We start from the raw sequence: 11,158 nt of genomic DNA on the forward strand, positions 1-11,158 counted from the left end.
ACGGACCACGACCCGATGCACGTACTGATCCTCGGCGGGACGACCGAGGCACGGCAGCTCGCGGAACAGCTCCACACCACCGTCCGGACCACCACCTCGCTGGCCGGCCGCGTCGCCACGCCGAGGCTTCCCGCGGGCGACGTCCGTATCGGCGGGTTCGGCGGAGCCGGGGGCCTGGCCCAGTGGCTGCGCGAGCACGAGGTGGACGCGCTCATCGACGCCACCCATCCTTTCGCCGGGACGATCAGTTTCAACGCGGCGTCCGCCGCCGCAGAGGCCCATGTTCCCCTGCTGGCCCTGCGCAGGCCCGGCTGGGTCGCGGCCGACGGCGACGACTGGCACCCGGCCGACTCCCTGGAGCAGGCCGCGGCGGCGCTCCCGGCGCTCGGCCGCAGGGTGTTCCTGACGACGGGCCGGATGGGTCTCGCCGCCTTCGCCCACCTGGACAACCTGTGGTTCCTCATGCGTTCCGTGGACGCCCCGGAGCCTCCGTACCCGCCGCGCATGGAGGTGCTGCTCGACCGCGGCCCCTTCACCCTCGACGGTGAGCGCGATCTGCTGCGCCGGCACCGCATCGACGTCCTGGTCACCAAGGACAGCGGAGGGGCCGCCACCGCACCCAAGCTCACCGCCGCCCGTGAGGTGGGGCTGCCGGTCGTGGTGGTCCGGCGGCCCCCGGCCCCCGAGGGCGTCCCAGTGGCGGCCTCACCGGACGAGGCCGCCGCGTGGCTGGCTCAGCTCTCCGCCTGGGGGCTCTCGGGATAGCGGCGCGGCGTCCAGACGATCTCCTCGCCGTCTCCGCGCCGTACGACCCGCGTCTGCGAGGAGCCGACGATCAGGATCGTCCGCATGTCCACCTCGGCCGGATCGAGATCGCCGAGACGCACGATCCGTACGCTCTCCTGCGCCCCGCCGACATCGCGGCCGAGCACCACCGGAGTGTCCGCGGAGCGGTGTTCGAGCAGCAGGTCACGGGCCTTGCCGACCTGCCAGGTCCGGCTGCGCGAGCCGGGGTTGTAGAGCGCGAGCACCAGATCGGCCGCCGCGGCGGCGCGCAGCCGTTCCGCGATGACCTCCCAGGGCTTGAGCCGGTCGGAGAGCGAGAGGGTCGCGTAGTCGTGGCCGAGGGGGGCGCCCGCGCGGGCCGCGGCCGCGTTGGCGGCGGTCAGCCCCGGCAGCACCCGCACCGGCACGTCCTTGTAGGCGTCCTGCGACGCCGCCTCCAGCACGGCGGTGGCCATCGCGAAGACACCCGGGTCGCCGCCGGACACGACAGCCACCCGCCTGCCGCGCCGGGCCAGATCGAGGGCGAACTCGGCGCGCTCGGCCTCCACCTTGTTGTCGGAGCCGTGCCGCAGCTGGCCCGGGCGCACCGGCACCCGGTCCAGATAGGTGGTGTAGCCGACCAGATCGTCCGCGGCGGCCAGCGCCCCACGCGTCTCGGGCGTGAGCCACAGCGGCCCCGCGGGACCGGTGCCGACCACGACGACCTCGCCCAGCTCCCGTACCACCGCGGGCGCGTCGATACGGCTCGGCAGCACGGCGACCGAGAAGTACGGCACCGACTCGGCCTCCACGTCCGCCAGGTGGCCCGTGCGCTCACCGGCCATGGTGGCGCGCTCGACATAGCGGGCCTCGTCCAGCCGCCCGGAGCGCTCGATCGCCCGCCGTACGGTGGGGAAGGTGCGGCCGAGCTTCATCACGACCGCGCAGTCCGTGGAGGCGAGACGCGCGGTCAGCTCCTCCTCGGGCAGCGTGCCGGGCAGGATCGTCAGCACCTCCTCGCCCTCGGCCAGCGGTGTTCCGAGCCGTGCGGCCGCGGCGCTCACCGAGGTCACCCCGGGTATCACCTCGGTGGGATAGCGGTCCGCGAGGCGCTTGTGCATGTGCATGTACGAGCCGTAGAAGAGCGGATCGCCCTCCGCGAGCACGGCGACCGTGCGGCCCGCGTCGAGATGCGCGGCCAGCCGGGCGGCGGCCTCGGTGTAGAACTCCTCCATCGCGCCCCGGTAGCCGCCGGGATGGTCGGTTGTCTCCGTGGTGACGGGGTAGACCAGCGCCTCCTCGATGTGGTCGGCGCGCAGATGCTTCGCCGCGATGGAACGCGCGATGGACCGGCCGTGCCGGGCGCTGTGGTACGCGACCACATCGGCCTCGGCGATTACTTCGACGGCACGCACGGTCATCAGGGACGGATCGCCGGGCCCGAGCCCCACTCCGTACAGCCGGCCTGTGGCGTTGACGTTGCTCACTCTTCCTCGCTCGCGATCGCGTTGAGCGCTGCCGCGGCCATGGCGCTGCCGCCGCGGCGTCCCCGTACCACCAAGTGCTCAAGACCCGAGGGGTGTTCGGCGAGCGCGTCCTTGGACTCGGCCGCGCCGATGAAACCGACCGGCACCCCGATGACCGCGGCCGGGCGCGGGGCGCCTTCCTCGATCATCTCCAGCAGCCGGAAGAGCGCGGTCGGCGCATTGCCGACGGCCACCACCGCGCCCTCCATCCGCTCGCGCCACAACTCAAGTGCCGCGGCGCTACGGGTGGTTCCGAGCTTCGCCGCGAGGCCGGGGACCGACGGGTCGGACAGGGTGCACACCACGTCGTTTCCGGCGGGCAGCCGCTTACGGGTCACCCCGCTGGCGACCATGGCGACATCGCACAGAATCGGCGCCCCGCCGCGCAGGGCCTCGCGGGCGCGGGCCACCACGTCCGCGGTGAACGAGAGATCGCGTACCAGGTCGACCATGCCGCAGGCGTGGATCATCCGGACCGCGACCTGGCTGACATCGGCGGGCAGCCCCGCGAGATCCGCTTCCGCGCGGATGGTGGCAAAGGACTGGCGGTAGATCGCCGCGCCGTCCTTCTCGTAGTCGAACACTGTGCTCTCGCTCATTTCGTCAACGCGTCACGGCGCTCGTGCGCGCAGCCGCCACGATGGCGGCGAGTTCGGAAGGGGGCATGCCGGTGCACGGCTCGTCCCCGTGTACGCGGACGTCGTAGCCGTCGGCGGTCGCGACGACGTCCACCCAGTCGCCGTGCGGATGGCCGCAACGGCGTTCGCAGCCCGACCAGTACACGGGCAGGCTCGAAGGACCTGCGCCGAGCGCCTTCGCCGCGTCCGCCCGCACGTCGGCGAGGGACTTGGCGCAGCCGGGCCGGCCGACGCACGCGCCGACTCCGAGCCAGGGGGAGGCGGGGGAGGTGATGAGCCCGGCCGATTCGAGGGCGGCGGCGGCCTCCACCCCGGGGAGGATCACGCCGCGCCAAGGGGTCAGCCGCAGCTCGCCGTTGCCGTCGTGCTCGGCCACGGTGGCCAGTTCGTGCCACTGGGCGGCGGTGAGCACGCCGAGCGGCGCGACGACGGACAGTGCGGTGGTACGCCCGTCGGGACCCGCGACCGCGCCCGGCGGGGGCGGGTCGCCGACCGTCGTGAGAGGCACCGCGACAAGCGTGCCGCTGATCCCGTCCGCCGCCAGGCGCGAGGCCACCGAAGTCGTCAACTCGGCGGTGCTGCCGGACAGTTCACTCACCCGCCAGCAGCGGGTGCCGCTGTCCCGCGCGGCATCCAGGAAAGCCTCGGCGGCCAGCAGCGCGGCACGCGGCGCGTCTTCACCGCGTACCGACACACCTGCGTCGTCGGAACCCAGCCGGAGCACCGCATCCGTGCTGCCGGCCGCCTGCACGGTCACGTCCGCACCCAGCGCCGCCACATCCCCGCGGCCGTCGTCGAGCGCGAACAGAAAACGCCCCGACAGCCCGGTCGCCGCCTCGCTCCCGCACAGCAGCCGGTCCAACTCCCGTGCCCAGGGCCGCACATCGGCCTCGCCTCGCCCGTCGAGCCCGGAGAGCGGGGAGGCGACGACATTGCGCACCCGCTCGTGCCGGGGCGAGGGCAGCAGACCCGCCGCGCCGAGCACATCGGCCAGCTCCCCGCCGCAGTCGTCGCCGAGGCCGCGCAGCTGTACATTGCCGCGCGAGGTGAGGTGCAGCGAACCGTCGCCGAGCCGCTGTGCCGCATCCCACAGCGCCAGCGCCTGGCCGGTGGTCAGCGTGCCCGCCGGAATCCGTACCCGGGCCAGCGCACCGTCGTCCGCCGCGTGGAGGCGCAGCGTGCCGGGGCAGGCGTCACCACGGTCACGGCTCGGGGGTATCGCCCCGGCGTCGCGGGGGCCTGGGGCGGTCGGCATGGCGGCGAGCATACCCACCGACCTTGCCACCTCACTCCCGCCCACCTGCGCCGATCATCACATCCTCCGCACGCCGCCCGGCCGCCTCCCGAGCCCTACTATGCTCAGGCGACGGGCCGGCCGGCCCGTCATCGCCTGCGACGGCGACATGGAGGAAGCCCGGTGCGAATCCGGCGCGGTCCCGCCACTGTGAGCCCGGTCCACACCGGGTGAGCCAGGAACTCCTGCCGTCCACACCGCCCGGGGCGCGGACACCCCGAGGAAGGCCTGCGCACGCATGCTTCTGCTGCTGTCGACCTCCGACACCGATCTGCTCAGTGCCCGCGCGGCCGGAGGCCCGGTCGCGTACCGGTTCGCCAACCCCGCGCGGCTCGACCTCAGCGAGCTGCCCGCCCTGCTGGACGGCGTGGACCTGGTCGTCGTACGGCTCCTCGGTGGCGTACGCGCCTGGCAGGACGGGCTCGACCTGCTGCACGAGGCGGGGCTCCCGGTCGTCGTCCTCACCGGTGAACAGGCCCCCGACGCCCAGCTGATGGAGGCGTCCACCGTCCCCGTCGGCATCGCCGCCGAGGCCCACGCCTACCTGGCCCACGGCGGCCCCGCCAACCTGGAGCAGCTGGCCCGCTTCCTCTGCGACACGGTGCTCCTCACCGGCCACGGCTTCGAGTCACCTGCCCCCGCACCGACATGGGGCCCGCTGGAGCGCACCGCGCGGGAGACCGACGGCCCGACCGTGGCCGTGCTCTACTACCGCGCCCACCACATGAGCGGCAACACCGCCTTCGTCGACGCCCTGTGCACGGCGATCGAGGACGCGGGCGGCCGTCCCCTCCCGCTGTACGTCGCCTCCCTGCGCGCCCCGGAAGCCGAGCTGATCGACGCGCTCGGCGCGGCCGACGCCATCGTCACCACCGTCCTCGCGGCGGGCGGCACCCGGCCCGCCGAGGCATCGGCGGGCGGCGACGACGAGTCGTGGGACGCGGGCGCCCTGAGCGGCCTGGACGTGCCGATCCTCCAGGCGCTGTGCCTGACCGGTTCGCGCAGCACGTGGGAGGAGAGCGACGAGGGCGTCTCGCCCCTGGACGCGGCCAGCCAGATCGCGGTCCCCGAGTTCGACGGCCGCCTGATCACCGTGCCGTTCTCCTTCAAGGAGATCGACGCGGACGGCCTTCCGGCCTACGAGGCCGACCCCGAGCGGGCCGCACGGGTCGCCGGAATCGCCGTACGCCATGCGCGCCTGCGGCACATCCCCGCCGCCGACAAGCGCCTCGCGCTCGTGCTCTCCGCGTACCCGACGAAGCACTCGCGGATCGGCAACGCGGTCGGCCTGGACACCCCCGCGTCCGCGGTGGCCCTCCTGCGCCGACTGCGGGCGGAGGGCTACGACTTCGGTACGGAGCCCGTACCCGGCCTCGCCTCCGGCCTCGCCTCCGGCGACGGCGACGAGCTGATCTACGCCCTGATCGAGGCGGGCGGCCACGACCAGGACTGGCTGACCGAGGAGCAGTTGGCGCGCAATCCGGTCCGTATCCCGGCGGCCGACTACAAGCGCTGGTACGCGACGCTGCCGCAGGTACTGCGCTCGGCCGTCGAGCAGCACTGGGGCCCGCCGCCCGGGGAGATGTTCCTCGACCGCAGCCGTAATCCCGAGGGCGACATCGTCCTCGCGGCCCTGCGCCACCAGAACCTCCTCATCCTCATCCAGCCCCCGCGGGGCTTCGGCGAGAACCCGATCGCGATCTACCACGACCCCGATCTGCCGCCCTCGCACCACTACCTGGCCGCGTACCGCTGGATCGCCGCGTCCGCCGACGACGGCGGCTTCGGCGCCGACGCGATGATCCACCTCGGCAAGCACGGCAACCTGGAGTGGCTGCCCGGCAAGAACGCCGGCCTGTCCGCCGCCTGCGGACCCGACGCCGCGCTCGGCGACCTCCCGCTGATCTATCCCTTCCTGGTCAACGACCCGGGCGAGGGCACGCAGGCCAAGCGCCGCGTCCACGCCACACTCGTCGACCACCTCGTCCCGCCGATGGCACGCGCCGACTCCTACGGCGACATCGCGCGTCTGGAACAGCTCCTCGACGAATACGCCGCGATCTCCTCCATGGACCCGGCCAAACTCCCCGCCATCCGCGCCCAGATCTGGACCCTCATCCAGGCGGCCAGGCTCGACCACGACCTCGGCCTCGAAGACCGCCCGGACGACGACGGCTTCGACGACTTCCTGCTCCATGTCGACGGCTGGCTGTGCGAGGTCAAGGACGCCCAGATCCGCGACGGCCTCCATGTCCTGGGCTCCCCGCCCGCGGGCGCCGACCGCGTCAACCTGGTTCTCGCGATCCTCCGGGCGCGCCAGATCTGGGGCGGGACGTCGTCGCTGCCGGGCCTGCGGGAGGCGCTGGGCCTGGACGAGTCGGCGGCCACCCGCACGACGGCGGACGCGGCCGAGGAGAAGGCGCGCGAGCTGGTGCAGGCGATGGAGGACGCCGGGTGGGACCCCGATGCGGTCCCCGCCGGGCACGGCCCCGAGGTCGCGGCCATCCTGGACTTCGCCTCCCGCGAGGTCGTCCCCCGCCTCGCCGGCACCACCGCCGAACTCGATCATGCCGTCCACGCGTTGAACGGCGGCTTCGTCCCGGCGGGCCCCTCCGGCTCCCCGCTGCGCGGCCTGGTCAACGTCCTGCCGACGGGGCGCAACTTCTACTCGGTGGACCCGAAGGCGGTCCCCTCCCGCCTCGCGTGGGAGACGGGCCAAGCCCTCGCGGACTCGCTGCTGGAGCGCTACCGCACCGACAACGGCGACTGGCCGCCGTCGGTCGGCCTGTCCCTGTGGGGCACGAGCGCGATGCGCACCAGCGGCGACGATGTCGCGGAGGCGCTCGCCCTGCTCGGTATCCGCCCGGTCTGGGACGACGCCTCGCGCCGCGTCACGGGTCTGGAGCCCATCCCGCTCGCCGAGCTCGGCCGCCCCCGCATCGACGTCACGCTGCGCATATCCGGCTTCTTCCGCGACGCCTTCCCGCACACGATCGGCCTGCTCGACGACGCGGTCCGCCTGGCCGCGTCCCTCGACGAGCCCGCCGACCAGAACTTCGTCCGCGCCCACACCCAGGCCGACCTGGCGGACCACGGCGACGAACGCCGCGCCACGACCCGTATCTTCGGCTCCCGCCCGGGCACCTACGGCGCGGGTCTCCTCCAGCTGATCGACTCCCGCGACTGGCGCACCGACGCCGACCTCGCCGAGGTCTACACGGTCTGGGGCGGCTACGCCTACGGCCGCGAACTCGACGGCCGCCCGGCCCGCGCCGAGATGGAGACCGCGTACAAACGCATCACCGTCGCGGCGAAGAACACGGACACCCGTGAGCACGACATCGCGGACTCCGACGACTACTTCCAGTACCACGGCGGCATGGTCGCCACCGTGCGTGCCCTGCGCGGCACGGCCCCCGAGGCGTACATCGGCGACTCCACCCGCCCCGAGACGGTCCGCACCCGCACCCTGGTCGAGGAGACCTCCCGCGTCTTCCGCTCCCGCGTCGTCAACCCCAAGTGGATCGAGGCGATGCGCCGCCACGGCTACAAGGGCGCCTTCGAACTCGCCGCGACGGTGGACTACCTGTTCGGCTACGACGCGACGACGGGCGTGATCGCCGACTGGATGTACGACAAGCTCACGGAGACCTACGTCCTCGACCCGGTGAACCGGGAGTTCCTCCAGCAGGCCAACCCCTGGGCCCTGCACGGCATCGCGGAACGCCTCCTGGAGGCCGAGTCGCGCGGCATGTGGGCCAAGCCCGATCCGTCGGTGCTCGCCGCGCTGCGCCAGGCCTTCCTGGAGACGGAGGGCGACCTGGAGGGCGAGGACTGACCGAGAGGCGGACCGCGGGCCCCTGGACACGACACGTCCGGGGGCCTTCGTCATGTCCCGGGGACGGGTGCCGCACAGCTTCGGCGGGGCCGCGCAGCGTCACCACGGACTTGATCACGATTACCTTGAGTTCCCCTGAGCTTCCCATTCATTTTCCCTCCGTTCGGCCTTCACCTCGTGGTGCGCACAAGCCGCACACAAACCAGCGACTGTCAGTGCGCTGGGGGTGGGGGTTTCGGCCTGTGGCGGAAACGCATGGATGGCTGGGGGTGGTTTTGATGGTTCGGCCGCGGTTCTTGTACGTAGTGCGCGCATCACAGCAGAGACCGGACGGGGAGGAGAAGCCGGTCGGGTGGCGCCTGGTCGGCGCGAACAACCGTGAACTCGGACGCAGCGCCCAGGCGTTCGGCGGCCTCGCGGAGTGCCAGGCAGCGGTCGCTCTCCTCCGGGAGAAGGTGGCGGCGGCCCGTGTGCTGCTGACCATGCCGGATGCGGCGGGCAGCTGGACCTGGCGCCTGGAGATCGAGGGGCGGGCCGTGGCGGTGTCCGGCCGGCGTTATCTGCGCCAGCGGGAGTGTCAGTACAACCTCAGCCAGTTCCTGGTCGCTGTCCCCGTGGCCCAACTGGCCGTCGGGGTCACGAACCGGCCCCGGCCGCGCGCTCTGCCTCCGCGCGGACCTCAGCGGTCCAGATCTACGCGAGCAGAGCAGGAAGACGAAGGCCACGCCCGGCCGCACACCGGCGTCCGGGCCGGGGCGGGTGCGCGATGACCGTAGCGATGCTCGGACGCCCGGAGGCCGAACCGGATCCCGTGGACGCGCCGCGTGTCGTGCGGGGCAGGGGTGAGCCGGCGGACCGGCTCTTCCGCGGTGCGGCTCGCGGCAGCGGGGCCATCGTGCTGGCCATCATGCTGCTGGTCGGCGTCTTTCTCAGCTATCGCGCCCTGCAGGCGCTCGATGTCGCCAAGGGCTCGTTCCTCACCACCTCCGCGTGGGAGCCGGATGCCCACCGCTTCGGGATCGCGGCGGTGATCACCGGCACCGTGCTCATCGGCCTGGTGGCGATCAGCTTCGCGGTGCCGCTGGCGCTCGGCACCGCGCTGTACATCTCGGAGTACGCACCGCGGCGTCTGAAGCGGACGTTCATCTCTCTCGTGGACCTCATGGCCGCCGTGCCGAGTGTGGTGTACGGGCTGTGGGGCGCCTTCTTCCTGCAGGCGCATGTGGTGGGGCTCTCCCGCTGGCTCGCCACGTACTTCTCCTGGATACCTCTCTTCAAGGTCGACGGGAGCGATCCGCGCGACCCGCTGGAGACGATGACCGTCTACACGTCCTCCACCTTCATCGCGGGCATCGTCGTGGCGCTCATGGTCACGCCGATCGCCTGCTCGGTGATGCGAGAGACCTTCTCGCAGGCGCCTCCGGGAGAGCGCGAGGGCGCCTTCGCGCTCGGGGCGACCCGGTGGGGGATGATCCGCTCGGTCGTGCTGCCGTTCGGCTGGGGCGGCGTGATCGGCGGCACCATGCTCGGCCTGGGCCGCGCCCTGGGCGAGACGATCGCCATCTACATGATCATCTCGCCGGTCTTCGTCGTACAGCCGCACATCCTTCAGAACGGCTCCAACTCGGTCTCGTCGCTGATCGCACTGCGCTACGGATCCGCGAGCGCCTTCGGCATGTCGGCGCTGATGGCCGCGGGACTCGCCCTGTTCCTGATGACCCTTGTCGTGAACTTCATAGCGTCCTCGATCGCGGCCCGCAGCCGCTCGGGCAGCGGGACGGAGGCCTGAGATGACCGAACTCCTCAAGGAACGGCCGGCGCAGACGGTGCGGCCCGGCGCCGAAGGGCCGGACGAATCCCCGGAAGTGCGCCGCAACACCTCGTCGGTGCATGCCACGGATCTGCTCGCGCTCGCGGGCGCCGCGGTGGGCGCCCTCGCGCTGACGGCACTCCTGTTCACCTGGATCGCGCCGTTCGACTCGATCCTGGGCTTCGTGGTCGTCGCCTATGTGCTCTTCCTCGGCGTCTACGCCGTGCTCGTCTCCTTCGACGAGAACAGCGTGGCAGTACGGGACAAGGTCGCGGCGGTGCTGTGGCAGAGCCTCGCCACGCTGCTGCTCGCGTCGCTGGTCCTGGTGGTCGCGTACACCCTGTGGCGCGGCAAGTCCGCTCTGGTGCACCTCAACTTCTTCACCGAGGACATGTCGCGCACCGGCCCGCTGCAGCCGCTCACCGACGGCGGCGTCCTGCACGCGATCGTCGGCACGCTGGAGCAGATCGCCATCTCGCTGGCGATCACCGTGCCGCTCGGGCTTGCGTGCGCGGTGTTCCTCAACGAAGTGCCGGGCCGGTACGCCCGGTTCGTACGCACGATCGTCGAGGCGATGACCGCGCTGCCGTCCATCGTGGCGGGCCTGTTCATCTACGCCACGGTGATCCTCATCCTCGGCGTCGACAAATCCGGGTCCGCCGCCGCGCTGGCGCTCAGCGTGATGATGCTGCCCATCATCATCCGCGCCTCCGACGTGGTCATCCGGCTGGTGCCGGGCTCGCTGCGCGAGGCGTCCTACGCCCTGGGTGCGAGCCAGTGGCGCACGGTCTGGACCGTGGTGCTGCCCACGGCACGCTCCGGGCTCACCACCGCGGTGATCCTGGGCACCGCGCGCGGGATCGGCGAAACCTCGCCGGTGCTGCTCACCTCCGGCTTCGCAGCCGACCTGAACCTCAATCCGCTGACCCGTCCGCAGGTCTCACTGCCGCTCGCGACCTTCGAGTTGGTGAGATCGCCCCAGCCCAGCATGATCGCCCGCGGGTTCGGCTCCGCAGCCCTGCTGATGGCTCTCGTGCTGCTGCTGTTCATCGTGGCCCGGGTGGTCGGCGGACGCGGTCCCGGTGCGCTGACCCGTAGCCAGCAGCACCGGCGCGTGGTCGCGTCCCGCCGCGACGCCGAGCGCATGGGCAAGCGCGCCCGGCTCGTGCCGCAAGCGGCCGCGGTGGCCGGGGGTTTGCCGAACCCCGAGCCGGACGCCCGGCCCGGTGGCCCAGGCAGCCCCTCCGGCTGAGACCCGTCGAGCCCCGCACGGCTCCCACCCCGCCC

The 11,158-nt window shown here is 72.5% G+C and carries 8 protein-coding genes and 1 riboswitch; of the genes, 5 read left to right on the forward strand and 3 right to left on the reverse strand.

The features are described from left to right. Positions 1–15 precede the first annotated feature (15 nt). Positions 16–765 carry a cobalt-precorrin-6A reductase gene (locus tag OOK40_RS29035; RefSeq protein WP_266487371.1) on the forward strand — a complete coding sequence of 250 codons (750 nt, stop codon included), beginning with the start codon at positions 16–18 and terminating at the stop codon, positions 763–765. Here the strand turns inward: OOK40_RS29035 and cobJ are convergent. From cobJ to cobG, 3 genes are all read right to left on the reverse strand, one after another. Further along, positions 735–2,186 carry a precorrin-3B C(17)-methyltransferase gene (gene cobJ, locus OOK40_RS29040; RefSeq protein WP_266487721.1) on the reverse strand — a complete coding sequence of 484 codons (1,452 nt, stop codon included), beginning with the start codon at positions 2,184–2,186 and terminating at the stop codon, positions 735–737. The genes OOK40_RS29035 and cobJ overlap by 31 nt on opposite strands. A gap of 62 nt (positions 2,187–2,248) precedes the next feature. Further along, complete coding sequence (locus OOK40_RS29045; RefSeq protein WP_266487724.1) at positions 2,249–2,875, reverse strand: precorrin-8X methylmutase; 627 nt, start codon at positions 2,873–2,875, stop codon at positions 2,249–2,251. Between the two features lie 19 nt (positions 2,876–2,894). Continuing rightward, positions 2,895–4,196: a precorrin-3B synthase gene (gene cobG, locus OOK40_RS29050; RefSeq protein ID WP_266487727.1), complete on the reverse strand. Its 1,302-nt coding sequence runs from the start codon at positions 4,194–4,196 to the stop codon at positions 2,895–2,897. A gap of 119 nt (positions 4,197–4,315) precedes the next feature. Beyond that, positions 4,316–4,408, forward strand: a riboswitch (cobalamin riboswitch). A 53-nt stretch (positions 4,409–4,461) separates the two neighbouring features. Between cobG and cobN the strand changes: the two genes are divergently transcribed. From cobN to pstA, 4 genes are all read left to right on the forward strand, one after another. After that, complete coding sequence (cobN, locus tag OOK40_RS29055; protein WP_266487372.1) at positions 4,462–8,061, forward strand: cobaltochelatase subunit CobN; 3,600 nt, start codon at positions 4,462–4,464, stop codon at positions 8,059–8,061. 305 nt (positions 8,062–8,366) lie between these two features. Then, positions 8,367–8,831 carry a hypothetical protein gene (locus OOK40_RS29060; protein ID WP_266487374.1) on the forward strand — a complete coding sequence of 155 codons (465 nt, stop codon included), beginning with the start codon at positions 8,367–8,369 and terminating at the stop codon, positions 8,829–8,831. 8 nt (positions 8,832–8,839) lie between these two features. Continuing rightward, on the forward strand, positions 8,840–9,850 hold the full coding sequence (gene pstC, locus OOK40_RS29065; RefSeq protein WP_266487378.1) for a phosphate ABC transporter permease subunit PstC: 1,011 nt from the start codon (positions 8,840–8,842) through the stop codon (positions 9,848–9,850). Between the two features lies 1 nt (position 9,851). Further along, a complete protein-coding gene (gene pstA, locus OOK40_RS29070) occupies positions 9,852–11,123 on the forward strand; it encodes a phosphate ABC transporter permease PstA (protein ID WP_266487380.1) in 1,272 nt (423 codons plus the stop codon). Positions 11,124–11,158: the final 35 nt, after the last annotated feature.

This window comes from Streptomyces sp. NBC_01481 (assembly GCF_026339995.1).
Classification (GTDB): Bacteria; Actinomycetota; Actinomycetes; order Streptomycetales; family Streptomycetaceae; genus Streptomyces.

Excerpts from the sequence above, each read along its gene's own strand:
- OOK40_RS29035 (WP_266487371.1), top strand. The coding sequence starts at position 16 with ATGCACGTACTGATCCTCGGCGGGACGACCGAGGCACGGCAGCTCGCG.
- cobG (WP_266487727.1), bottom strand. The coding sequence starts at position 4,196 with ATGCTCGCCGCCATGCCGACCGCCCCAGGCCCCCGCGACGCCGGGGCG.
- pstC (WP_266487378.1), top strand. The coding sequence starts at position 8,840 with ATGCTCGGACGCCCGGAGGCCGAACCGGATCCCGTGGACGCGCCGCGT.
- cobJ (WP_266487721.1), bottom strand. The coding sequence starts at position 2,186 with ATGACCGTGCGTGCCGTCGAAGTAATCGCCGAGGCCGATGTGGTCGCG.
- pstA (WP_266487380.1), top strand. The coding sequence starts at position 9,852 with ATGACCGAACTCCTCAAGGAACGGCCGGCGCAGACGGTGCGGCCCGGC.
- cobN (WP_266487372.1), top strand. The coding sequence starts at position 4,462 with ATGCTTCTGCTGCTGTCGACCTCCGACACCGATCTGCTCAGTGCCCGC.